At 71.1% G+C, this 23,783-nt stretch carries 23 protein-coding genes; 15 read left to right on the plus strand and 8 right to left on the minus strand.

The features are described 5' to 3' along the window. Nucleotides 1-9: 9 nt before the first annotated feature. Entirely contained in the window at nucleotides 10-3,477 is a 3,468-nt protein-coding gene (locus EL493_RS33685; RefSeq protein ID WP_022566222.1) for an Ig-like domain repeat protein, read from the minus strand. Nucleotides 3,478-3,675: 198 nt separating this feature from the next. On the opposite strand from EL493_RS33685, the gene EL493_RS31775 reads away from it, so the two are divergent. Then, the gene (locus EL493_RS31775; RefSeq protein ID WP_022566221.1) at nucleotides 3,676-4,419 is read left to right on the plus strand and encodes a DUF3105 domain-containing protein; all 744 of its coding nucleotides are present in this window, start codon (nucleotides 3,676-3,678) and stop codon (nucleotides 4,417-4,419) included. Here EL493_RS31775 and EL493_RS31780 read toward each other — a convergent pair. Next, nucleotides 4,391-4,816 (minus strand): PPOX class F420-dependent oxidoreductase, encoded by a 426-nt coding sequence (locus EL493_RS31780; RefSeq protein WP_022566220.1) that lies wholly within the window; start codon nucleotides 4,814-4,816, stop codon nucleotides 4,391-4,393. The two genes, EL493_RS31775 and EL493_RS31780, sit on opposite strands and share 29 nt — an antisense overlap. Nucleotides 4,817-4,923: 107 nt before the next feature. On the opposite strand from EL493_RS31780, the gene EL493_RS31785 reads away from it, so the two are divergent. Both EL493_RS31785 and EL493_RS31790 read left to right on the plus strand, forming a co-directional pair. Continuing rightward, a complete protein-coding gene (locus EL493_RS31785; protein WP_030201155.1) occupies nucleotides 4,924-5,166 on the plus strand; it encodes a type II toxin-antitoxin system prevent-host-death family antitoxin in 243 nt (80 codons plus the stop codon). Then, on the plus strand, nucleotides 5,163-5,594 hold the full coding sequence (locus EL493_RS31790; RefSeq protein WP_019049318.1) for a type II toxin-antitoxin system VapC family toxin: 432 nt from the start codon (nucleotides 5,163-5,165) through the stop codon (nucleotides 5,592-5,594). Before EL493_RS31785 ends, EL493_RS31790 begins: the two co-directional genes overlap by 4 nt. A 7-nt stretch (nucleotides 5,595-5,601) precedes the next feature. On the opposite strand, the gene EL493_RS31795 is transcribed toward EL493_RS31790, so the two are convergent. Together EL493_RS31795 and EL493_RS31800 are read right to left on the minus strand one after the other, a co-directional pair. Further along, complete coding sequence (locus EL493_RS31795) at nucleotides 5,602-6,219, minus strand: response regulator transcription factor (protein WP_019049319.1); 618 nt, start codon at nucleotides 6,217-6,219, stop codon at nucleotides 5,602-5,604. Then, complete coding sequence (locus EL493_RS31800; protein ID WP_019049320.1) at nucleotides 6,216-7,457, minus strand: sensor histidine kinase; 1,242 nt, start codon at nucleotides 7,455-7,457, stop codon at nucleotides 6,216-6,218. The genes EL493_RS31795 and EL493_RS31800 overlap by 4 nt, the downstream gene beginning before the upstream one ends. Before the next feature lie 129 nt (nucleotides 7,458-7,586). On the opposite strand from EL493_RS31800, the gene EL493_RS31805 reads away from it, so the two are divergent. Further along, nucleotides 7,587-8,639, plus strand: coding sequence for an ABC transporter permease (locus EL493_RS31805; protein WP_019049321.1), 1,053 nt, complete (start codon nucleotides 7,587-7,589; stop codon nucleotides 8,637-8,639). An 11-nt stretch (nucleotides 8,640-8,650) separates the two neighbouring features. Beyond that, entirely contained in the window at nucleotides 8,651-9,361 is a 711-nt protein-coding gene (locus EL493_RS31810) for an ABC transporter ATP-binding protein (RefSeq protein WP_019049322.1), read from the plus strand. Between the two features lie 10 nt (nucleotides 9,362-9,371). On the opposite strand, the gene EL493_RS31815 is transcribed toward EL493_RS31810, so the two are convergent. Together EL493_RS31815 and EL493_RS31820 are read right to left on the minus strand one after the other, a co-directional pair. After that, nucleotides 9,372-9,806, minus strand: coding sequence for a type II toxin-antitoxin system VapC family toxin (locus tag EL493_RS31815; protein ID WP_019049323.1), 435 nt, complete (start codon nucleotides 9,804-9,806; stop codon nucleotides 9,372-9,374). Further along, the gene (locus EL493_RS31820; RefSeq protein ID WP_198040849.1) at nucleotides 9,803-10,060 is read right to left on the minus strand and encodes a type II toxin-antitoxin system Phd/YefM family antitoxin; all 258 of its coding nucleotides are present in this window, start codon (nucleotides 10,058-10,060) and stop codon (nucleotides 9,803-9,805) included. The genes EL493_RS31815 and EL493_RS31820 overlap by 4 nt, the downstream gene beginning before the upstream one ends. A 115-nt stretch (nucleotides 10,061-10,175) precedes the next feature. On the opposite strand from EL493_RS31820, the gene EL493_RS31825 reads away from it, so the two are divergent. After that, complete coding sequence (locus EL493_RS31825; RefSeq protein WP_019049325.1) at nucleotides 10,176-10,568, plus strand: NYN domain-containing protein; 393 nt, start codon at nucleotides 10,176-10,178, stop codon at nucleotides 10,566-10,568. A 14-nt stretch (nucleotides 10,569-10,582) separates the two neighbouring features. Here the strand turns inward: EL493_RS31825 and EL493_RS31830 are convergent, their stop codons facing one another. Continuing rightward, nucleotides 10,583-11,194, minus strand: coding sequence for an SACE_7040 family transcriptional regulator (locus EL493_RS31830; RefSeq protein ID WP_022566218.1), 612 nt, complete (start codon nucleotides 11,192-11,194; stop codon nucleotides 10,583-10,585). A gap of 94 nt (nucleotides 11,195-11,288) precedes the next feature. Here EL493_RS31830 and EL493_RS31835 point away from each other — a divergent pair, with 94 nt between their 5' ends. The 9 genes from EL493_RS31835 (at nucleotide 11,289) to EL493_RS31875 (ending at nucleotide 22,892) form a co-directional block, all read left to right on the plus strand. Further along, nucleotides 11,289-12,896, plus strand: coding sequence for a carboxyl transferase domain-containing protein (locus EL493_RS31835; RefSeq protein ID WP_019049327.1), 1,608 nt, complete (start codon nucleotides 11,289-11,291; stop codon nucleotides 12,894-12,896). A 5-nt stretch (nucleotides 12,897-12,901) separates the two neighbouring features. Continuing rightward, nucleotides 12,902-15,034, plus strand: a complete 2,133-nt coding sequence (locus EL493_RS31840; protein ID WP_022566217.1) for an acetyl/propionyl/methylcrotonyl-CoA carboxylase subunit alpha — start codon at nucleotides 12,902-12,904, stop codon at nucleotides 15,032-15,034. Further along, nucleotides 15,031-16,191: an acyl-CoA dehydrogenase family protein gene (locus EL493_RS31845; RefSeq protein WP_019049329.1), complete on the plus strand. Its 1,161-nt coding sequence runs from the start codon at nucleotides 15,031-15,033 to the stop codon at nucleotides 16,189-16,191. Before EL493_RS31840 ends, EL493_RS31845 begins: the two co-directional genes overlap by 4 nt. Next, nucleotides 16,188-16,664, plus strand: a complete 477-nt coding sequence (locus tag EL493_RS31850; RefSeq protein WP_019049330.1) for a MaoC family dehydratase — start codon at nucleotides 16,188-16,190, stop codon at nucleotides 16,662-16,664. The genes EL493_RS31845 and EL493_RS31850 overlap by 4 nt, the downstream gene beginning before the upstream one ends. Next, nucleotides 16,661-17,479, plus strand: a complete 819-nt coding sequence (locus EL493_RS31855; protein ID WP_019049331.1) for an HpcH/HpaI aldolase/citrate lyase family protein — start codon at nucleotides 16,661-16,663, stop codon at nucleotides 17,477-17,479. Before EL493_RS31850 ends, EL493_RS31855 begins: the two co-directional genes overlap by 4 nt. A gap of 97 nt (nucleotides 17,480-17,576) precedes the next feature. Further along, the gene (locus EL493_RS31860) at nucleotides 17,577-19,520 is read left to right on the plus strand and encodes an acetoacetate--CoA ligase (RefSeq protein WP_019049332.1); all 1,944 of its coding nucleotides are present in this window, start codon (nucleotides 17,577-17,579) and stop codon (nucleotides 19,518-19,520) included. A gap of 12 nt (nucleotides 19,521-19,532) precedes the next feature. Continuing rightward, entirely contained in the window at nucleotides 19,533-20,759 is a 1,227-nt protein-coding gene (locus tag EL493_RS31865) for a TetR/AcrR family transcriptional regulator (protein ID WP_030201160.1), read from the plus strand. A 128-nt stretch (nucleotides 20,760-20,887) separates the two neighbouring features. Continuing rightward, on the plus strand, nucleotides 20,888-21,364 hold the full coding sequence (locus EL493_RS31870) for a hypothetical protein (RefSeq protein ID WP_019049334.1): 477 nt from the start codon (nucleotides 20,888-20,890) through the stop codon (nucleotides 21,362-21,364). A 103-nt stretch (nucleotides 21,365-21,467) separates the two neighbouring features. Next, nucleotides 21,468-22,892 (plus strand): DUF1254 domain-containing protein, encoded by a 1,425-nt coding sequence (locus EL493_RS31875; RefSeq protein WP_019049335.1) that lies wholly within the window; start codon nucleotides 21,468-21,470, stop codon nucleotides 22,890-22,892. 12 nt (nucleotides 22,893-22,904) lie between these two features. Here the strand turns inward: EL493_RS31875 and EL493_RS31880 are convergent, their stop codons facing one another. Beyond that, complete coding sequence (locus EL493_RS31880) at nucleotides 22,905-23,768, minus strand: hypothetical protein (protein WP_019049336.1); 864 nt, start codon at nucleotides 23,766-23,768, stop codon at nucleotides 22,905-22,907. Between the last annotated feature and the right edge of the window lie 15 nt (nucleotides 23,769-23,783).

Here is a 23,783-nt window from a genome sequence, read left to right on the forward strand (position 1 = left end):
GACGACGGCTCAGCGCGTCGTCGCCCGCACGAAGGTCGACGCGAGATGCAGGTTGTTCCGCGGGTTCGCGTCCGTGCTCGCGCTCGACACGTGCAGGAACGAGGTGATCAGCGTCAGCCGGCGGGGCGCGGTGAAGACCACGGTGAACGTCCTGGTCTCCCCCGCCTCGAGGGTGGGCAGCAGGAAGCGCACGTGGGTCGGGCGCACCTCACCGCCGCCGGGGTCGACCAGCCGGTCCCAGCCCTGGGTCGACAGGCGCGCTTCCACCCCGGTCGCCTGTCGGCCGCCGGCATTGGTGAGGGTGACCGTCGCCGTCACTTGCGCGCCGGGCTCGGCCGTGCGCGGCAGGTCCAGGCGCACGCCCACGTCGCCGGGGAGGTCGCCGGGCGACTGGCCCACCCGCAGCACCCACAGCGTCATCGTGCCCCGGCTCGGCGCGACCCCGGTGGCCGCGTCGCCGGAGTAGTCGGCGGCGACCAGGTGGGTGCCGAAGCCGAGGTGGGCGACGTCGACGTCGCGGGCGATCGCGAGACCGTTGTCCACGGGCACCGGCGCGCCGAGCGGTTTCCCGTCGGCGGAGAACTGGACGGTGCCCGCGTCGATCTCCCCTGCCGGGTCGCGGGTGATCCGGGCGGTGAGGTCGAGCTGTTCGAAGTAGGAGACCGGGTTGTGGTCGGCACTGACCGTCGTCGTGGTGGTCGCGGTGTAGACCGTGAGCTCGGCCTGTCCCTGCGACGGCGCGTAGTTGTCGTCGCCGAGGTAGCGCGCCTCGATCGTGCCGGTACCCGCGCGCAGCGGCGGTGAGCTCGCGGTGCCGTCGGCCGCGATCGGCACCGGGTCGCCGAGTGGAGAACCGTTCTGGGCGAACAGGATCGCACCGGTCGGCGCGGGGGTATCCGGTCTCGGCGTCGGCACGGTGACCGTGGCGCCGACCACCGCGCCGGCGAGCACCGGCGGCGGTGGGAGGGTCAGGTGTGTTTCGGTGGCCGCCTGGTCGGCCTGCACCAGCAGCCCGACACTGCCGAATACCGGCGCGAAGACCTTGCTCGGGTCGTCGGCCAGGTAGGTTGCCAGCACGTGGTGGGTGCCCGGCCGCAGACCGCTGATCGCGGGCAGGGTCGCCACGCCGTCGACGAGTTCGATCGGTCCCGGTGTCGCGACGCCGTCGATCTCGAACCGCACGTGACCGGCCGGTGTGCCGAATGCCGGTGTGGTGCCGGGCTTCTGGCTCACCTTCGCGCGGAAATTCACCGGCTCGCCGACCCGGGAGATCTGGCCGGGCGCGCTCGTCGTCACCTCGATCTCGGTGGGAACCTGGTCGTCGTGCAGGCGGAAGACGGTGCCGCCGATCAGGTGGGCCGGGTCGTCGGTGGCGGCGGCGTGGACCAGGAAACCACCGCTCAGCTCGCCCTGCCGCGCGGCGGGCAGCGCGGTGAGGCGCACCTCGGCGAAGCCCTCCGCGTCGGTGGTGGCCTGAATGCTGGTGCCGCCGTTGGCGAAGACGGCGGCAGGCGGCTGCCCGGCAGGCAGCTCGAAGGTGATCGACTTGCCCGCCTGCGGACCATGGATCGCGTCGACGAACTGCACCCGCAACGGCTGGGCGAACGGCTGACCTGAATAGGCGCTCTGGCTGTTGCCCGAAATCAGGTTCACCCGGCTGCGTTTCGACGGGATAGGCACGATCAGCTGCACCTTGCCGTCGTTGAGCCGATCGCGATTGCCGTAGCTGCCGTCGGGGCCGTTGTAGAAGTGCGGCCGCTGGTTCGCGACGGCCTCGACCGTGGACCGGCCGCCACCACCGCCACCACCGCCACCGTCGTTGCCGTCCTGTGCGCCATGGCCTTTGCCGCCGCCGTTGCTGCCGCCACCACCGCCACCACCGCCACCGCCGGTGGTACTGCCGGTCGCGTGGCCGCCGTCGGCGCCGCGTTCGCTGCCGCCCTCGCCGCCGAAACCGCCGCCGAAACCGCCGCTGCCGCCGTCGCCGGGCGTGGGAGCGCCGTTGCCACCGTCACCGCCGCCGGCGCCGAAGCCGTTGCCACCGCCTCCACCGCCGCCACCGGCGATCACGATGGGTTTGCTGTCTCTGGAAGGTCTTGTCCCGCACTCGGCTTCGTCTTGGCTCACCGCCGACGCGCCACCGCCACCGGCCCCGCTGTAGGAGGCGTCGGAGTCGGCCGTCCCCCGTGACCCGCCCTTGCCGTACCCCCAGCCGCCACCGGCCCCGCCGTACCGGCCGACCTCGATCTTCAGCTGTTTGCGTTCCCGCACCGCGATGACGGCCTGCACCCCGCTGCCCGCGCCGCCGGTGCCCACATCGCCGAAGTCGTGGCCGCCGCCCCCGCCCGCCGCGCCGAGGACGTCGGCGAAGATCTCGTCGACGCCGTCGCCCACGCAGTAGTACTGGGCCTGGTCACCGTGCACACCGAAGGTGGTGGTGCGGACGCCGTCGGCCGAGGTGAGGAACAGGACGTAGCCGTCGCCCGAGACCGACGCCGTGGTGACGCTCGCCTTCGACAGACCCGGCGAGGCGTACGAGGTCCCGCCACCGCCGCCGGCGCCACCGGCTCCGGGCGCCGCGTGCGGGCCGTGCGAGATCGGCGTCTCCGGCGCGGCCGCGCCACCGCATCCCCCGCCCTGACCGTCGCCGCCCTGATAGCCGCCACCCCCGCCGCCACCGCCACCACCGCCGCCGGTCTTGTCGAAGGTGTGCCCGGCGCCGCCCGCGCGTGGACCACCACAGGTGAGACCGCTGGGCGTGGTGCCCGCCGGATTGTTCTCGCCCGCCCCACCCGTCCACGGCGGACCCTCCTGCCAGCCGACCGCGGCGCTGCCGTCACCACCGTCGCCGCCGTCGCGCCGGGAGCCGCCGCCGCAGTAGAAGAAGGTCGAGTCCTGCACCGGCGACACCGAATAGCAGTCGGGCGCGTTGCCGCCCGCCCCGCCGCCGCCACCGGCCACCAGTACCGGCGCGTTGTCCGGGCCGAGCACGGCGGACGCCCCTCCGCCGCCACCGCCGTCCCAGCCGCTCGAGTAGACCGTCCCGAAATTGGTGACCTGATCGACGGCCTCGCCCCTGGCCCCGCCCGGCGCGTACGGCGAGAACCCGCCGTTCTCCCCGCCCGCGCACCCGACCTGCACCTGGAACTGCTGCTGCGGCGTCACCCGCAGACCACCGCTGACCTGTCCGCCGAGCCCGCCGATACCGGTGAAGTTCGGATTCGGCGTCTGGCCCTGGCCGCCGACGGCCTCGATGTACAGGCTCGTCGTGCCCGCGGGCACGGTGTAGGTCTGGGTGCGCGAGCTGCAGTAGAACACGTCGATCGCGAGGCCGGACTCCGCGTCCTCGAAGTGCTCGGACGCGCGGTCGGCGGGTGGGCTCGGTGGCTGGGCCTGCGCGAATGTCGCGGTGCCGACGGCGAGCAGCGCGCCGAGGGAGGCGGCGAGCCAGGCCCGCAGCACAGTTCGTCCGGCCATGCCAGAGCTCCGTTCGCCAGCGCCGTTGCCGAGGAAACTTGCCGAAACGGTAGCTCTGGTCGTCCGTCCGAACCGGCAGCGACGCGCGCTTTCGCGCAGGTCACCCGGGTTGTCGAGACCGTGGGCGCGGTGGCGGGGGCGGCGGGCAAGTATGTTCGGACCCGACGGCGCGGGCCGTCCCGACGACAGGGGACCGCAGTGCGGATTTCGCCAACTACCAGCGCCGCCGCCACGGTGGGCAGCGCCGCCGCCACGGTGGGCATCGCGATCGCCGCGCTCCTCGTCGCCGGGTGCGCGCCGGGCGGCAAGGTCGACGGCACCCCGGTCGCCGCGACGGACGCCTTCGTGCCCACCCAGGAGAACCAGGACCCGTCCCGCGAGATCCCCGGCATCGTGATCACCGAGTTCCCGCCCGGCCTGCACGTGACCAGTACGCAGCGGGTCGCCTACCCCGTGATCCCGCCGCTGGGCGGACCGCACGACAGCAGGTGGGCGGCCTGCGACGGTGTCGTGTACGCCACCGGGGTCCGCACCGAGAACGTGGTGCACTCGCTGGAACACGGCGCGGTGTGGATCGCCTACAACCCCGACAAGGTGAGCGCGACGGACCGGACCGCGCTCGCCGCCCGGGTGACGGGTCGGCCCTACACCCTGATGTCGCCGATCCCCGGCATGGCCGACCCCATCTCTCTGCAATCCTGGGGCCACCAGCTGAAACTCGACCGCGCCGACGACCACCGGATCGACCAGTTCATCCTCGCCCTGCGCGAGAACCCGTACACCACACCGGAACCGGGCGCGACCTGTTCGTCCCCGCTGTTCGACCGCACCAACCCGCCGCCGTTCGATCCCACCCCGCCCGGCCCCGACGCCGTCGACCCGAACAGCGACGGCGGCACGGTCCCTGGCCTGCCTACTCCGTCACCCGGAAGTGGGCGATGACCTTCGTCGGGCGCACCCGCACGACCAGTTCGCCCGCGACCCCGTTGCGCTTGCCGAACTCCTCGGCCTTGTCCGGCCCCATGTAGCGGGCCGCGATCTCGGTCGCCGTGCGCACCAGCTCGCCGGGATCCTCCGACAACGTCACCGTCCCCTGCACCTCCACCAGCCCGTACGGCGGTTCCTCCAGATCCACGCACAGCGCGACCCGCGGATCCCGCGCGAACGCCCGCCCCTTGGCCGTGTTCTTCCCGGTGTTGAACACCAGCTCGTCCCCCTCCACCACGAACCACACCGGCGTCACCAACGGCCGCCCGTCACCACCGGTGAACGCCACCTTCCCCGTCCGCGTCCCGTGGGAGAGAAACTCGCGCACCTGAGCATCAGCAAGAGAGGCCATCCCCCCACCCTAGGCGCGGACACCGCGTGGCCACCCCGACGACGCGAGGTATGTCGCCGACCGGTCGGCGCGCTATTGTAGGTACATACCTACCTACTGGAGGCGGCATGTCGAGAATGAGTGCTCGCGAGCTCAACCAGGACGTCAGCGCGGCCAAACGCGCAGCTCTGCAGGGCCCCGTCGTGATCACCGATCGCGGCGAGGAAGCGTTCGTGCTGCTGTCCATCGAGGAGTATCGGCGGCTACGGGCCGACAGCCAGGACCTGGTCGCCCGGCTGAGCATGGATGACGACGACATCGATTTCGAGCCGGAACCGCTGCGGGTCGACCTGAAAGTCCCGGAGCTGTGAGCTACCTGCTCGATACGAACGTGCTGAGCGAGCTGCGGAAATCGGCGCGCTCGGCGGACCCGTCGGTGCGGTCCTGGATCGCCGCGCGGCGGCCCTCGGAGCTCTATCTGAGCGTGGTCACGATCATGGAGCTCGACATCGGCATCAACCGCGTGGAGCGCCGCGACTCCGCGCAGGGCAAACGGCTGCGAGCATGGCTCGACGACACCGTGCTCGACGCTTTCGCCGGGCGGATCCTGCCCATCGACCTCGCGGTCGCGCGCCGTGCCGCGCGCATGCACGTCCCAGATCCCCGTCTCGAGCGCGCCACCATGATCGCGGCGACCGCGAGTGAACACGGGATGACCGTGGTCACCCGCAATACGAAGGACTTCGCACCGACCGGCATTCCCGTCATCGATCCGTGGCAGGCCGACGGCCCGGCGTAGGAACAGCTCAGATGGCGCCCTGGGTGCGGGCGGTGGCTACGGCGGAGGTGCGGGATTTGACGCCGAGTTTGGCGTAGATGTGGACCAGGTGGGACTTGACGGTGGTCTCGCTGAGGAACAGTTGTTTGGCGATGTCGCGGTTGGACAGGCCCGCGGCGACCAGGCGCAGGACTTCGACTTCGCGGGGGCTCAGGGTGGTGTCGGCGCGGCGGACGCGGGTCATCAGGCGGGAGGCGACCGTCGGGGAGAGCACGCTCTCGCCCGCGGCGGCGGCGCGGACGGCGGCCAGGAGTTCGGCGGGCGGGGTGTCCTTGAGCAGGTAGCCGACGGCGCCCGCCTCGATGGCGCCGAGGATGTCGGCGTCGGTGTCGTAGTTGGTGACCACCAGGACATTCGGCGGCGTGGGCAGGGCGCGCAGGCCGGCGGTGGCGGAGGCGCCGCTGCGGCCGTCGCCGAAGCGCAGATCCATCAGGACCAGGTCGACCGGGGTGGTGGCGCAGAAGGCGACGGCCGCGTCGGCGTCGGGCACATCGCCGACGACGGTGATGTCGTCGGCCGCCTCGAGCAGGGCGCGCAGCCCGGCGCGCACGATGGCGTGGTCGTCGGCGAGCAGCAAACGGATCATTCGGCGGCTCCCAGCGGGAAGGACACCGTGACCGCGGTGTGGCCCGGCTCGGACTCGACCGTCATCGCACCACCCTGCTGTTCGACCCGGCTGCGCATGGCCGACAGCCCGAACCCACGCACGCCGGCGTCCTCCGCCCCGGGCCCGCGCGAGCCGCGCAGCACGGCCGCGTCGATGCCGATGCCGTCGTCGACGATGTCGAGGTGCGCGTCGGTGTCGTCGTAGGTGAGGGTGACCCGCATCCGGGTGGCCGCGGCGTGCTGCACCACATTGGCGACCGCGCTCTGCGCGATCCGCACCAGCGCCGCCTCCACCGGCATCGGCAGTCGCTCCGGTTCACCCTCCACCAGCAGTTGCGTCGCCAGGGTGGGCGACTGCGCGCGATCGCAGATCCGGGCCAGCGCTTCGGCCAGCGACTGCCCGTCGAGCGCGGCGGGCGACAATTCGTCGATGAGCCTGCGGGTTTCGGCCAGATCCTCGGCCGCCGTCTCCCGGGCGAGCCGAATCCGGTCCAGCGCTGGATGATCCGGCGCGGCCTGCTCGGCGGCGTGCAGCAGCAACTGGATACTGCTGAGCCCCTGCGCGACGGTGTCGTGGATTTCCTTGGCCAGCCGTTCCCGCTCGGCCAGCTTGCCCGCGGTACGTTCCCGTTCGGCGAGAATCGCTCTGGTGCCGAGCAATTCGGCGATCAGCCGGTCACGTTCCAGCGCCTCGCGGCGCAGCGCTTGATAACCGAGCCCGATCCCGATCGCGACCGCCGCGCCGAACACCGGCCCGACCACCGCGCCCACCGACCAGCCGCGATGCGCGGCAAAGCCGAGCACGCCGACCACCGTGGCCAGCACCACCGCGATCAGGCTCCACGGCCGCGGCAACAGGTGCAGGTAGAGGAAGAACAATCCGAAGGCCAGGTACACCGCGTCGGGGGTGAGTCCGAGCAGCAGCAGCCACAACGCGGTGAGCGCGAACAGCCAGAGCAGGACCGCGGTCGCCGGTGACCTGACGGTCGAGCCGTCGGTGCGCTCCGGGTCGGTCGCGACACCGGCGCGCCGGAGCAGTTCGGCGCCCGCGAAGTAGACGAGCAGCCAGACGACGGTCGACACCACCACCGCGACATCGTGATCCCCGCCGCCCGGCAGCACCGCCCGCACCACGACCACCACGGCCAGCGCCGTGACCAGCACATGCAGGCCGAGCCGCAGCGTGGTGACGACCGGCGTCAGCGGGGACGAGTGCACCCGACCAGCTTATGTGCGGCAACTGCCCCGGCATCCATCGAAAGGTGTAAACGCGGGCCCACCTTGGATGGACGGGGTTTCCTGCGCCGGTGCGATGGCGGACCGGACGCGCGCGGCGAGAGTGGAGGCATGTTCGTCGCACTCCGAGATCTGCGGGCCGCCCGCGGCCGCTTCCTGCTGATCACCACCGTCGTACTGCTGGTGGCGGTGCTGGTGAGTTTCCTCAGCGGCCTCACCGCCGGACTGGCCCACCAGAACATCTCCGCGGTCGAGGGCATCGACGCCGAGCACGTGGTGTTCGCCGAGACCGGCACCGATCCGTCCTTCGACTCGTCGGTGCTCACCGAGCAGCAGATCGCGCGGTGGCGGGCCACGGACGGTATCCGGGTGGACCCGATCGGCATCTCCCGGGCGCGGGCCGAGCACGCGGGCGCCAGCCCGGAGCAGGTGGCGTTGTTCGGCGGCGACCCGTCGGCCTTCGGCAATCATCCTGCTACCGCGCCGGGCGCGGTGGTGCTGAGCGCCGCGGCGGCCCGCGAGCTGTCGGCGGGCGCGGGCGACACCGTGCTGCTGGCAGGCCACGAGTTCACCGTCGCCGAGGTGGCCGGGGACGAGTGGTACAGCCACACGCCGGTCGTCTGGACCAGCATGGCGGACTGGCAGGCGGCCAGCCCCCGCTCGGGCGCCGCCACCGTGCTCGCGGTGACCGGCGACGCTTCGCCCGCGGCCCTCGATACCGAAGCGGGCACCCGAACGGTGCCCGCGCAGGATGCCGTGCGGGCGATCGGGTCCTACCAGGCCGAGAACAGCTCGCTCACCCTGATGACGGTGCTGCTGTTCGCCATCTCCGCGCTGGTCATCGGGGCCTTCTTCACGGTGTGGACGGTCCAGCGCCAACCCGATATCGCCACCTTGAAGGCGCTCGGCGCGACCACCGGTTCACTGGTGCTCGACGCGCTGGCGCAGGCGGCGATCGTGCTGGTCGCCGGTGTCGCGGCCGGGCTCGGCATCACCGCGGTGACCTCCCTGTTCCTCGGCGACGCGATGCCGTTCGTGCTGTCGCCCGCGACGACGCTGGTCCCCGCGCTGGCCCTGATCGCGCTCGGCCTGGCCGGCGCCGCGGTCGCGTTGCGCTTCCTGTTCACCACCGATCCGCTGACCGCGCTCGGCGCGACCCGCTGAAGGACTCCCCCATGGCGCTCACTCTCACCGATGTCACCCTCACCTACCCCGACGGCGCGGGCAGGCTCACCGCGCTCGACCGCGTGCGCCTGCGCGTCCCCGGCGGCACCATCGCCGCCGTCACCGGACCGTCCGGCTCGGGCAAGTCGAGCCTGCTCGCGGTGGCGGCGACGCTGATCCGACCCGACGCGGGCACTGTCGTCCTCGACACCGACACGGGCAGTACCGATCTCGCGACGCTGGGCAGGCGCGAGGCGGCCACCGTCCGCCGCACCGCGATGGGCATCGTCTTCCAGCAGCCGAACCTCATCCCGGCCCTGACAGCCGTCGAACAGCTGGAGGTAACCGCCCACCTCGGCGGCAGGAAGCGCGCGAGCCGTGGCGAAACCCGCACCCGCGCCATGGAACTACTCGCCGCCGTCGGACTCGCCGACCACGCGGGCAAGCGACCCGCCCAGCTCTCCGGCGGTCAGCGTCAGCGCGTCAACATCGCCCGCGCCCTGATGAACGACCCCGCCCTGCTCGTCGTCGACGAGCCGACCAGCGCCCTCGACACCGAACGCGGCGCCGCCGTCCTCGACCTCATCACCACCATCGCCCGCACCCACCGAGCCGCCACCATCCTGGTCACCCACGACCCCACCCACCTGCACCGCATGGACGCCGTCTACCGCATGACCGACGGCCACCTGACCCCCCTCGAGGTCCCGGCCCGGACCTGATCCGGCCGGCCTAGAGCTCCGGCGAATTCGTGTCGAAAGTGGCTATTCCCAGCGCCTTCCACGCGGCGAGCAGCTTCCGATCGCCCGACGCCACAACCAGGTCGTCGTCGTCCAGTTGCGCCGCGGCCGCGCAGTGGACCGCATCGTAGCCACGCAATGCGTGCGCCTGCGCGAAGTCCGCCGCCGTCCGGATCAACGCCTCGTCCACCTCTGTCACGTTCAGCTGCTGCCAGTACTCATCCCGCAACCGCATCGCCGAGCGCAGTGCGATCTCGTCGAGCCTGCCCATTCGATGCGCCTGGGCCAGCGCCGCCGACGATTCCACGTAGAGCAGCCGACAAGCGACGATGTCGTCGGCCACGTCCCAGAATCGACGGCACGCGGCGCTGCCCGGCTCGGCCACCAACAGAGGGATGAACGCCGAAGTATCCAGGTAGCCGATCACCGACGCTGGTCATCGATCAGGTCGGAGACCATACCGCTGCCCTGAACCGGCTCGGCCGTAGGCCGCTTGCGCTTGCGGGCCGTCTGGATCCGGCCTTCCTCGCGCAACTGTTCCAAAGCCGTCAGCCGATCGACGGGGACGATACGAGCGATCGGTTTCCCGTGGTCGGTCACCGTCACAGTTCGCCCCGAACGCACATCGGCCAGATGACGGCTGAGGTGATCCCGTAGGTCCCGCACACCGACCTCCACCACGTCCCCTTTCGTAGCCATAAATTTCTAGCCAATTGTAGCCACCGCGCCACGTCACCGCACGGCGCGAACCGGCGTGCCCCTGGTCGGGGCACCGGGGGCCGGGCAGACTGGAACGATGAGCGAGCCGAAGCGGGTGATCGTGGTCGACGCGGCCAATGTCATCGGGTCCAAGGCCGACGGGTGGTGGCGGGACCGGGCGGGGGCGGCGCGGCGGCTGCTGGGGAGTATCGCGGGGCTGGTGGGGCGGTTGCCGGAGGCGACCGAGGTGATCGTGGTGCTCGAGGGCGCGGCGAAGGGCGCGGTGGACGGGGACGAACCGACCGCGCCGCGGATGACGGTGGTGCTCGCCGAGCGGTCGGGGGACGACAAGATCGTCGAAGTGGTCGCCGCGGCGACGGGGTTCGAGCAGCTCACGGTCGTCACCGCCGACCGGGAACTGCGGCATCGGGTGGAGGCCTACGGCGCGGATTCGGTGGGACCGGGCTGGCTGCGCAACCAGTTCGAGTGAGCCGCCGGTCGCGGCTATCCGCCGGTGACCGGGGCCGTCAACGCCGCCATGGCCATCTGCCGCAGCACCGGCCGCGCCTTGGTGGCGCTGGCCGGAGTGGCGCTGTGCGGGGTCGAGTTGATCAGGCCGAAGGCCGCGTGCGCCTGGATCCGGGCGGTCTCCTCGGCCAGGCCGGGATGCACGTCGCGCAGGACCTGTACCCAGACCTCCACGTAGTGCCGCTGGGTGCGGCGCAGCGTGCGGCGCTCGGCGGCGGGCACATTGTCCAGGTCGCGGTCCTGGATGCGGATGAGCTCGGGGTCGCCGAAGGCGAAGTCGAGGTGGAAGTCCACCAAGCCCTCGAGCGCCGCGCCGGGCGACTCCGCCGCCTCGACCACCGCGCGCCCGCCGGCCAGCAGCCGCTCACTGACGCCGACCAGCAGCTCGATCAGCAGCGCTTCTTTGTTCGCGAAGTGCCGGTAGACCGCGGGACCGCTGATGCCGACGGCCGCGCCGAGGTCGTCGAGGCGGACACCGAAGAACCCGCGATCGGCGATGAGCCGGGCTCCCGCGTCGAGCAGCTGCTCGCGTCGCTGGGCTTTCAGCACGTCACGCCGGGTCGCCGGGGCGGGCTCGACCGCAGCCAACCTCGTCTCCCTTCACCTGCTCTGGACAACTTGGTTAGTCAAGATTAACCTGAATTTCAGTTATTGGCGATTAACCGGATGGCAGGATGGCGTGATGACGGTGACGCACGACCTCGACAACGACGCCGCGGCCGCGACGAGCAACCGCGACGCGCACCACGCCCTGGTCGACGACCTGCGACAGCGGTTGGCGAGCACGGCGCTGGGCGGTCCGCAGAAGTCCCGCGAGCGGCACGTGGCCAGGGGCAAACTGCTCCCCCGCGAGCGGGTGGAACAGCTGCTCGACCCCGGCAGTCCGTTCCTCGAACTGGCCCCGCTGGCCGCCACGGGCATGTACGACGACGAATGCCCCGCCGCGGGCGTGATCGCCGGGATCGGCCGGATCGAGGGCCGGGAATGCCTGATCCTGGCCAACGACCCCACGGTCAAAGGCGGCACCTACTACCCGATGTCGGTGAAGAAGCACCTGCGCGCCCAGGAGGTGGCCGCGCAGAACAACCTCCCGTGCGTGTACCTGGTGGACTCCGGCGGCGCCTTCCTGCCCCGCCAGGACGAGGTGTTCCCGGACCGGGATCACTTCGGCCGCATCTTCTACAACCAGGCCAATATGAGCGCCAAGGGCATCGCCCAGATCGCGGCGGTGCTCGGCTCCTGCACCGCGGGCGGCGCCTACGTGCCCGCGATGGCCGACGAGGCCGTCATCGTGCGCGACCAGGGCACCATCTTCCTCGGCGGCCCGCCGCTGGTGAAGGCCGCGACCGGCGAGGTCGTCTCGGCCGAGGACCTGGGCGGCGGCCTGCTGCACTCGCGCACCTCCGGCGTCACCGACCATCTCGCCGACGACGATCGCGACGCGCTGCGGATCGTGCGCAAGATCGTCGGCACGCTGGGCCCGCGCCCCGAGGCGCCGTGGGAGGTGCTGCCGACCACCCCGCCCGCCAAGGCCGAGGACGAGCTCTACGACGTGGTCCCGGTCGACCCGCGCACCCCGTTCGACGTGCACGAGGTGATCGACCGGATCGTCGACGGCGAGGCGGGCTTCCACGAGTTCAAGGCCGAATACGGCAAGACGCTGGTCACCGGTTTCGCCCGCATCCACGGTCATCCGGTGGGCATCGTCGCCAACAACGGCGTGCTGTTCAGCGAATCCGCCATGAAGGGCGCGCATTTCATCGAACTGTGCGACAAGCGCAAGATCCCGCTGCTGTTCCTGCAGAACATCACCGGCTTCATGGTGGGCCGCGACTACGAGGCGGGCGGCATCGCCAAGCACGGCGCCAAGATGGTCACCGCCGTCGCGTGCGCGCGGGTGCCCAAGCTGACCGTGGTGATCGGCGGCTCGCACGGCGCGGGTAACTACTCCATGTGCGGGCGCGCGTATTCGCCGCGCTTCCTGTGGATGTGGCCGAACGCGCGGATCTCGGTGATGGGTGGCGAGCAGGCGGCCTCGGTGCTGGCGACGGTGCGCGGCGACCAGCTCGACAGCGCGGGCAAGCCCTGGTCGGAGGCGGATCAGGAGGCCTTCAAGGCGCCGATCCGGGAGCAGTACGAGAACCAGGGCAATCCCTACTACGCGACCGCGCGGATCTGGGACGACGGCGTGATCGCGCCCACTGACACCAGAACCGTGCTCGGACTTGCCCTCTCGGTGTGCGCGCAGGCGCCGCTCGAGCCCGTTTCCTACGGCGTCTTCCGGATGTGAGCGACATGCTGAACAATTCCCACCCCGTCGACTTCGACACCGTGCTCGTCGCCAATCGCGGCGAGATCGCGGTGCGGGTCATCAAGACCTTGCGCGCCATGGGTATTCGCTCGGTCGCGGTGTACAGCGACGCCGACGCCGGCGCGCGCCACGTCCGCGAGGCCGATGTGGCGGTGCGTCTGGGGCCCGCGCCCGCGCGCGAGAGCTACCTGTCGATCGAGAAGGTGGTCGACGCCGCGATCCGCTCCGGCGCGCAGGCCGTGCACCCCGGTTACGGCTTCCTGTCGGAGAATTCGGCCTTCGCCGCGGCCTTGGCCGACGCGGGCATCGTGTTCCTCGGTCCGCCCGCCAAGGCGATCGAGGTGATGGGCGACAAGATCACCGCCAAGAACACGGTCACCGCGTTCGGTGTGCCCGTGGTGCCCGGCATCGCCGAGCCGGGACTCACCGACGACCAATTGATCACCGCCGCCGCCGACGTGGGCTACCCGGTCCTGGTGAAGCCGTCGGCCGGTGGCGGCGGCAAGGGCATGCGCCGGGTCGACCGGGCCGAGGATCTGCCCGCCGCGCTGGTCAGCGCACGCCGTGAGGCAGGTGCCGCGTTCGGCGACGACACCTTGTTCCTGGAGCGGTTCGTCACCCGGCCCCGGCACATCGAGGTGCAGGTCCTGGCCGACAAGTTCGGCAATGTGGTGCACCTGGGCGAGCGCGAGTGCAGTTTGCAGCGCAGGCATCAGAAGGTGATCGAGGAGGCGCCGTCGCCGCTGCTCGACCCGGCGACCAGGGCCCGCATCGGCACCGCGGCCTGCAATACCGCGCGCAGCGTCGACTATGTCGGCGCGGGCACCGTGGAGTTCATCGTTTCCGCCGACCGGCCCGACGAGTTCTTCTTCATGGAGATGAACACCCGCCTGCAGGTGGAACACCCGGTGACCGAGCTGGTCACCGGCGTCGATCTGGTGGAGTGCCAGGTGCGGGTGGCCGCGGGACAGCAGCTGGCGCGCACCCAGGACGAGATCCGCCTGGTGGGCCACGCCGTCGAGGCGCGCGTCTACGCCGAGGACCCGGGTCGCGGTTTCCTGCCGACCGGTGGCACCGTGCTCGCGCTGTCGGAGCCGGAAGGCGGAGGCGTGCGGGTGGATTCGGGTCTGCTCGAAGGCACCGTGGTCGGCAGCGACTACGACCCGATGCTGTCGAAGGTGATCGCGCGCGGCGACACCCGCGCCGACGCCCTGGCCCGGCTCGACCGCGCGCTGGCGCAGACGGTGCTGCTCGGCGTGACGAGCAATATCGAATTCCTGCGCTTCCTGCTCGCCGACGCCGACGTGCAGGCGGGCCGCCTCGACACCGCCCTGCTCGACCGCCGGGTCGCCGACTTCCACCCCGCCCCGGTCTCCGACGACGAGTTCGTCGCCGCCGCGACCTACCACTGGCTGCGCCGCTGGTCGGCCACCGACGGTGATCCGTGGTCGGCGCCCTCGGGCTGGCGCCTGGGCGCACCGGCGCCCACCGTGCTCCGCCTCGCCGCCGGGGACCGGACCCGCCACGTCTTCCTCACGGGCACACCGGAATCCGCGACCGTGCGGCTCACCGACGACGCCGCGAGCGAATCCGCTGCGGGCGCCGGCGCCCGGACCGCCCCGCACGGCGAACCCGCGGCCCGGGCGTCCACGCCCATCGATGACGGAATCCGTTCGCTCACCGCGACTCTCACCGGCGACGTGCTCACGCTCACCGTGGACGGGCTCCGGCGCACCCATCGCGTCGCCGAGGCCGACGGCCAGCTGTGGGTGAGCACCCGCGACGGTGTCGCCGTGCTGCGCGAGGTCGCCGAGGCGAGCGTGCGCGGTGACGCCGGACATGTCGGGGACGCCGAGATCCGCAGCCCCATGCCGGGTGCGGTGATCGCGGCCCCCGTCGCCGACGGCGCGACCGTCGCCGCGGGCGATCCGGTGATCGTCATCGAGGCCATGAAGATGGAACACGCCCTCACCGCGCCGGTCGCGGGCACCGTCGAGGTGCTGGTGCAGCCGGGCGCGCAGGTGAAGCTGGACCAGGTGCTGGTCCGCGTGCTGGCCCACCCCGCCGAAACTGATTCCGCTGTCGCCCACACCGAGCCCGAAGGAAACCCCGCATGACCGACTACCTGTCCACCGGATCGCTGCCGGAGGAGTACCGCCAGCTCGCCCTGACCGTGCGCGACTTCGCCCAGCAGGTCGTCGCCCCGGTCTCGGCGAAACACGATGCCGAGCACAGCTTCCCGTACGAAGTGGTGGCGGGCATGGCCGAGATGGGCCTGTTCGGCCTGCCGTTCCCCGAGGAGTTCGGCGGCATGGGCGGCGACTACTTCGCCCTGTGCCTGGCGCTCGAGGAACTCGGCAAGGTCGACCAGAGCGTGGCCATCACCCTGGAGGCGGGCGTCTCGCTCGGCGCCATGCCGATCTACCGCTTCGGCGACGACAAGCAGAAGACCGAATGGCTGCCCCAGCTCACCAGCGGGCAGGCGCTGGCCGGCTTCGGGCTCACCGAGCCCGACGCGGGCAGCGACGCGGGCGGCACCCGCACCACCGCCGTCGAGGACGGCGAGAGCTGGGTGATCAACGGCGCCAAGCAGTTCATCACCAACTCCGGCACCGACATCACCCGGCTGGTCACCGTCACCGCGGTGACCGGGCAGACCGGCGGCAAGAAGGAGATCTCCACCATCCTGGTGCCGACCTCCACCCCCGGCTTCGTCGCCGAACCGGCCTACAACAAGGTCGGCTGGAACGCCTCCGACACCCACCCGCTCAGCTTCACCGACGTGCGGGTGCCGAAGGAGAACCTGCTCGGCGAGCGCGGCCGCGGCTACGCCAACTTCCTGCGCATCCTCGACGAGGGCCGCATCGCCATCGCCGCGCTCGCGGTCGGCGCCGCGCAGGGCTGCGTGGACGAGAGCGTGCGCTACGCGGGCGAACGCCAGGCGTTCGGGCAGGCCATCGGCCGCAACCAGGCCATCGCGTTCAAGATCGCCCGGATGGAGGCGCGCGCCCACGTGGCCCGCACCGCCTACTACGACGCGGCCGCGCTGATGCTGGCGGGCAAGCCGTTCAAGAAGGCCGCCTCGATCGCCAAGATGGTGGCCAGCGAGGCCGCCATGGACAACGCGCGCGACGCCACCCAGATCTTCGGCGGCAACGGCTTCATGAACGAATACCCCGTGTCCAGGCACTACCGTGACAGCAAGATCCTGGAAATCGGTGAGGGCACGACGGAGGTGCAGCTGATGCTGATCGCTCGGGAGCTGGGTCTGTGACGCGGCGGGTCGTCCAGCGGGGATTGTGGTTCGAGGAGTTCGAGATCGGCACGATCTACGAGCACCGGCCCGGCCGCACCATCACCGAGGCCGACAACGTCCTGTTCACCACGCTGACCATGAACACCCAGGCGCTGCACCTGGACGCGCACTTCGCCGACGCGCAGCCGCCGTTCAACCAGCGCCTGGTGAACTCGATGTTCACCCTCTCGACGCTGGTCGGCCTGTCGGTCGCCCAGCTCACCCAGGGCACGCTGGTGGCCAATCTCGGCTTCTCCGAGATGTCGCTGCCCGCGCCGCTGTTCCACGGCGACACCATGTACGCCGAAACGCTGGTCACCGACAAGCGCGAGTCCAAGAGCCGCCCGGGTGAGGGCATCGTCAGCCTCACCCACACCGCGCGCAACCAGGACGGCGTGATCGTGGCGAAAGCGGTGCGCCAGACCCTGGTCCGGAAGGCGCCGACGACATGAGCGCCTGGGAACCCGCCGGACCCGCCTGGCTGTTCTGCCCGGCCGACCGCCCCGAGCGCTTCGCCAAGGCCGCCGCCGTGGCCGACGTGGTGATCCTCGATCTCGAGGACGGGGTGGCCGCCGCCGACAAGGCCGCGGCCAAGAAGGCGCTGATCGAGACACCGCTCGACCCGGAGCGCACCGTCGTCCGGGTGAACGCGGCCGACACCGACGAGTACCCGGCCGACTTGGCCGCGCTCGCGCAGACCGCCTATCGCCGGGTGATGCTGCCCAAATGCGAAGCGGCCGAACAGGTCCGCAGCCTGACCGGCTACGAGGTGATCGTGCTGGTCGAGTCGCCGCTCGGCGCCGTGCGGGTGGCCGAGACGGTCGCCGTGGACAACGCCGTCGGCGTGATGTGGGGCGCCGAGGATCTGGTGGCCGGGCTGGGCGGCAATTCCAGCAGGCATGCCGACGGCGGTTACCGCGATGTCGCCCGGCACGTGCGGTCGTCGAGTCTGCTGGCGGCCAAGGCCTTCGGCCGGTTCGCCCTGGATTCGGTGTTCCTCGACATCGAGAACCTGGAAGGGCTGGCGGTGGAGACGCTGGACGCGGTGGCGGTCGGCTTCGACGCCAAGGTCGCCATCCATCCCCGCCAGGTCGCGGTCATCCGCGAGGGCTACGCGCCCGACCCCGACGAGCTCGACTGGGCCCGCCGGGTGCTGGCCGCGGTGCCGAACCATCGGGGCGTCTTCGCGTTCGAGGGACGCATGGTCGACGCGCCGGTGCTGCGGCACGCGGAGCGGATCGTCCGCCGGGCCGAACTGTCCGGCTGAGCACCACCCGGTGCGCGGGCCGAGTACCGCGCGCGCACCGGGGTAATCATCGGCCGGGTCGTCCCGGCCCGCGCAACCAGTACGAGGAGGACATCCGGTGCGACCGCAATGGGAACCGACTGCCCAGGACATCGCCGCGGCACGGATCACCGACTTCGCCACCTTCGTCAGTGGCCGGACCGGCGAGGAGTACCCCGACTACCGGGCACTGTGGCAGTGGTCGGTCGACGACATCGCCGGTTTCTGGCACGCGGTGTGGGACTACTTCGAACTGGGTCCGATCGCGGGCGAGGTGCTGGGCGCGCGGGCGATGCCCGGCGCGCAGTGGTTCCCGGGGACGCGGCTGAACTATGTCGACCAGATCGTGCGGCAGGCGCGGTTCGACCGGCCCGCCGTACTGGCCCTGCACGAGGACGCCGAGCCGGTGGAGATCTCGTGGGCGGCGCTGATCGAGCAGGTCAGCGCGTTCGCGCGGACGTTGCGCGCCGAAGGCGTGGACGCGGGTGACCGGGTGATCGGTTATCTGCCCAACATCCCGGAGGCGATCGTCGCCTTCCTCGCCACCGCGAGCATCGGCGCGGTGTGGAGCGCCTGCGGCCAGGACTACTCGGCCAAGGCGGCGCTGGACCGGCTGGGTCAGCTGGAACCGACGGTGCTGGTGACCGCCGACGGCTACCGGTTCGGCGGTAAGCAGCACGACAAGCGCGCCGATATCGCCGCGCTCCAGGAGGGGTTGCCCGGACTGCGCGCGACCGTCGTGGTGTCGCAGCTCGGCCTGGACGTCCCCGATTCCATCGCCTGGGCCGACGCGATCGCCGATCCCGGGCTCGGCGTGATCGATACCACCGCCGTCGATTTCGATCATCCGCTGTGGATCGTGTTCTCCTCCGGCACCACCGGACTGCCCAAGGGCATCGTGCACGGGCACGGCGGCGTGCTGCTCGAGCACCTGAAGGCGGTCGGCCTGCAATCCGACATCGGTCCCGACGACACCTTCTTCTGGTACACCAGCCCCAGCTGGATGATGTGGAACTTCCAGGTCGCCGGCCTGCTCACCGGCGCGACCGTGGTCACCTACGACGGCAGCCCCACCGCGGGCGCGCCGGACGCGCTGTGGCGCATCGCCGCCCAGGTGCGGGCCACCGTGCTCGGTACCAGTCCCGGCTATGTGCTCGGCTGCATCAAGGCCGGGTCGGTTCCGCGCGCCGATCACGACCTGTCGGCATTGCGCACCGTCGGCATCACCGGATCCGCGCTGCCGGTGTCGAGCGCGCTGTGGCTGGGTGAGCACGCGGGCGAGCACGTGCAGGTGAATTCGATCAGCGGCGGCACCGACGTGGTGTCGGCCTTCATCGGCGGCGCGCCCACCGTGCCGGTCTGGCCGGGCGAGCTGTCGGCGCCGTATCTGGGTGTGGCGCTGGACGCCTTCGACGAGCAGGGCGCGCCGGTGCGCGGCGAGGTCGGCGAACTGGTGGTGACCCAGCCGATGCCGTCGATGCCGGTGCGGTTCTGGCGCGACGACGACGGAAAGCGCTACCACGACGCCTATTTCGACACCTTCCCCGGCGTGTGGCGGCACGGCGACTGGATCACCCTCACCGAGCACGGCAGCATCGTCGTGCACGGCCGCTCCGACTCCACCCTGAACCGGCACGGCATCCGGATGGGCAGCGCCGACATCTACCAGGTGGTGGAACAGTTCCCGGAGATCGCCGAGGCCCTGGTGATCGGCGCGGAACAACCCGACGGCGGCTACTGGATGCCGCTGTTCGTCGTCCTCGCCCCCGGCGCCATCCTCACCGACGATCTGAAGACCCGCCTCGCCACCGCCATCCGCACCGAGGTCTCGCCCCGTCACGTCCCCGACGAGATCCGCGAGGCCCCCGGCGTCCCGCACACCCGTACCGGCAAGAAACTCGAAGTCCCGATCAAGAAACTCTTCCAGGGCGCCGACCCCGCTCGCGTCGTCGAACGCAGCGCCGTCGACGACCCGTCCCTGCTCGACTGGTATGCCCGGATAACCCCACCCCACAAGCCCTAATACACTTCTCGCATGAATGTCGGCGAGTCTCGTGGTGCGCGTGGATCGGTAGTCGGCGGAACGAAGGACGGGGTGCGGCGGCGGCCGAAGAATCGGCGGGCGCAGATCGCGGCCACGTCGGCGATGGCGTTCGGCGCGGCCGGGTATCACGGCGTGAGCATGGAGGACATCGCGGCGGGGCTCGGGATCAGCTCGGCGGCGCTGTACCGGCACTACCCGAGCAAGTACGCCCTGTTCCGGGAGGAACTGCTGCGGGTCGGCAACGCCTTCACCACCTCGATCGAGGTGCCTGCCGACGCGACGCTCACCGCGGCGGAACGGCTGCGGCACATGCTGACCGGGCTCGTCGGCGCGACGGTGGAGAACCGTTCCACCGTCACGCTGGTGCGCTGGGAGGGCCGCTACCTCGAGCCCGCCGACCGGCTGGTGCTCGACGAACAGCGCGCCACGGTGCTGGCCGCCTTCGACACACAGCTCGCGATCCTGCGGCCCGAGCTGGCCGCACCGGACCTGCGCATGCTCTCGACCGCGATGTTCGGCGTGATCACCAGCATCGCCGATCACCATGCCGCGCTTCCCGCCCGCACGCTCAACCGGCTGCTCGGCGCGGCCTGCCTGGCCCTGATCGACGACGAATTGCCGCCCGCGGCAGTGAATTCCGAGCAGGCGGCGCAGATCGAGATCCCGGAGTCGTTCAAACACGAACTGCTGCTGCGCAAAGCGGTCGAGCTGTTCCACGAGCGCGGCTATCCGAACGTGAGCGTCGAAGACATCGCCTCGGCGGCCGGTCTGTCGGCGGCCTCGGCGGTGTACCGCTTCTATCGCGGCAAGAGCGACATCCTCGCGGCCGCGTTCCGTCGCGCCGCCGATCGGGTGTCCGGCGCGATCGGTCCCGCGGTGGCCGGTACCGACGGCAGTGCCGCCGCTCTGGACGTGCTGATCGAGCAGTTCGTCGCCGACACCTTCGACGAGCGCGCGCTCGCCGTGGTCTATTACGCCGAGTTCGGCCATGTCCCGGCCGAGGAGCGCGCGGTCCTGCGCAATATCCAGCGGCTCAGCGTGCAGGAATGGGCGCGCCTGGTCCGCGAGGAACGCCCCGAACTGTCCGCCGCCGAGGCCCGGTTCCTGGTGCACGCCGCCTTCGCCATGGTCATCGACCTCGGTCAGGCCTTCGGCCCCGATCCGGTCGCGTCCCGGGCCCGGGTATCCCATCTCATGCACCGGGTGCTGCTCGGCTGAAGTCGAGGTCCGATGCGTCCTGGTCGTCGACGGGCTGGAAATCTAGCAACGCTAGACAAGCTAGCGGAATCGGTGCTACCTTTGCTCCAGTTCCTAGCATTGCTAGGTATCACGAGAGGGAGACCGAAATGCTCATCGCCACCGGCCAGATCGTCGCCATCGCCGCCGTGCTCGCCAATGCCGTCATCTACGGCACCGATGTCTGCGCCACCGTCATCACCCGGTCCGTCTACCGCAAGCTCGACGACGCCACCGTCACCCTGAGCGCGGGCTGGGGCCACTACTACGGCGACAAGCGCATGCCGATCGCCGGCGTGGGCGGCGTGGTCACCGCCGTGCTCACCCTGGTGATCGCGCTGTGCGCCGGGCAGATCGGCGCCGCCGTCGCGGCCGGGATCACGGTCGCGGCGCTGGTGACCTGGCTCGGCTTCTACGTCCGCGTCGCCAAGCCGATCAACACCAGGCAGACCGCTGCCGCCCTGAGCGGCGTCGTCCCGGCCGATGCCCGCGCGCTGCAGGACCGGTGGGACAGCATCCTGAAGTACCGGGTCGCCCTGCAGTTCGTCGCCCTCGCCGGCCTGTGCGCCGCACTGGTCCTGTTCTGAATCGTCCACCGCCCGAAAATCAGTCGGCGCCGACCAGCTGACCTGCGGATTTCACCCGTTGTGTGTGAGGCTGGGCCGCGGCGACGGCGATTAGGGTGAATCGATGGCCAGGGACCGGGGTGCGGAGGGGCTGAGCAGGCGCGCGCTGCTCGGGCTCGGCGCCGGGGTCTCGGTGGCCGCCGTCCTGGCGGGGTGCGGAGACGACGAGGTGGCGATACCGGGGCCGGTGCACACAACCGGTACGCCCGATGTGCTGGGACTGTCCGAGGCGGCTTACATCTTCGGCTATCCGATGATCATGCTGGACATGATGCGGGCGGCGAGCGGGCCGACCAACACGATCGACCACAGCGTGCTGCCCGATCCCTACGATCGCGGCGTGGCCCGGCTCAGCCACGACATGGTGTACTCGCAAGCCTGGCTCGATCTCACCGACGAACCGCTGGTGTTGCAGATCCCCGGCATGGAAGCGGACCGGTACTGGATCTTCCAGCTGGTCGACGGGTGGGGCAACACCGTGCACGATCTGACCGGCCTGCAGCCGCGCAGCACCGTCGACGGGCCGCCCTACACCTACGTCCTCACCGGTCCGGCCTGGTCGGGACAGGTACCCGCCGACACCACCCGGCTGCACATGCCCTCGGCCATGGCGACGATCGTGGGCAGGATCCAGATCAACGGAACCGCCGACGCGCCCGCGGTGAACCGCTTCCAGCAGCAGATCCGGTTGGTCCCGCTGAGCGCCTGGCAGCGCGGCGAACTCGACCGCACGATCAGCCGCGTACACCCGATCGACCGCGGCCCGGAGCCGCCGGTGAAACGGATCGCGGCGCTGGACGGGCGCACCTACTTCGACCGCATGTGCCGGCTGATGGTCGAGAATCCGCCCGCCCCCGCCGACGCCCCGCTGATGCGGCAGCTGGCGACGATCGGGGTGCGACCGGGCGGCACCGTCGACCAGCACCCGAGCGACCTGCTCGACGAGGCCGTGCGCCGGGCACACCGCACGATCGCCGACTGGCCCGATCCCACCGCCCGGCACGTGAACGGCTGGGAGATCCCGCTGGACCTGGGCAATTTCGGCACCGACTACCTGCGCCGCGCCGCCCTCACCATGCGCTCCCCCGGTCTCGCCCCGATCCGCGACGTCCTCTACGCCACGATCTGGTCGGCCCGCGCCACCGACGACGCGGGCACGCCGGCGCGCTATCGCCTCCGCTTCGGCCCTGGCCAGTGGCCGCCGACGCACGCCTTCGCCTCGCTCACCGCCTACGATCCCCAGGGCTTCCTGATCCCCAACGCCGACGACATCTACACGGTCGGCCACGTCCCGCCGCCCGCCGTCGCACCCGACGGTTCGGTCGAGATCGTCATCCAGGCCGAGGATCCCCGCCCCCGCGTCCCGACCGGCAATTGGCTCCCCATCCCCGCCGAGGGCACCTTCTCCCTCACCCTGCGCCTCTACGCGCCGAAAGAGCCCGCGATGGACGGCACCTGGGAGCCCCCACCACTGACCCGCGCCGACTGAACGAATCCGGGATCAGCCGATGGTCGCCGTAGGCGGCACCGACTCCGCCGCCATGGTGAACACCGCGACGTAAAAGTCCGGGGCCACGCAGACCACGGGTTCGGCCGCGGTGAGTACCGGGCGCAGCCGCTCGCGGGAAACGACCAGGTAGGCGCCGTCGTTGTGACACCCGGTCAGGACGAACGCGAAGCTGCGGTCCCCCGCGCTCCGCCGGCTCGCGGAGCGGATGTCGGCGGCCGCGGCGGGTTCCAGCCCGCTGACGAACGCGGCGAGCTGATCCGGCTGCGAGACCTCCGTTGCGCGCGCGGTGGCCGCGGCGATCCTCGTGAAGTGCGTGAGCTCGGCGGGACCGGGCGGGTCGGGGCGCAGGCCGCCGAGCCGGGTATCCGGCGGTACGTCGGCCTTCGGCAGGGCGAACACCGAGAGAATGTCCCACGGCGCATAGCATTCCGGCGGCGGGTCGTCGGCTCCGGTGAGGCGGGCGGAATAGTCCGCGCCACCCGTGCTGGTCAGCTTCGCACCGTCGCCGGGCAGGCATCCCGCGCCCCAGGACAGGGCGATCAGCGCCTCCGCCTCGAAATCACGTCCGGACAGCGCCTTTTCGATCTTCTGCGGCAGGTCCTCACCGGCATCGCTGAACCGGCCGGCGAACTGGCTGACATCGGCGGGCGACCGCAGCACCGTCCGGACGGTGGGAAATCCGCGATCGGACTCGAACAGCACCGTCTCGGCGTGCTCGACGTCGTGGCTCGCCGACTTCCGCCCCGGCGGATCAGGGTTCGTCGACCCGAGGACCGCGGTCAGCCACCCGCCGACCGCCACACCGACGACGAGCGCCACCGCGACGCCGATCCGGTAGCGCGTGACGGTTCGCATACCTCACTGTACGGG

The organism is Nocardia asteroides (assembly GCF_900637185.1).
In the GTDB taxonomy this organism is placed as follows: domain Bacteria; phylum Actinomycetota; class Actinomycetes; order Mycobacteriales; family Mycobacteriaceae; genus Nocardia; species Nocardia asteroides.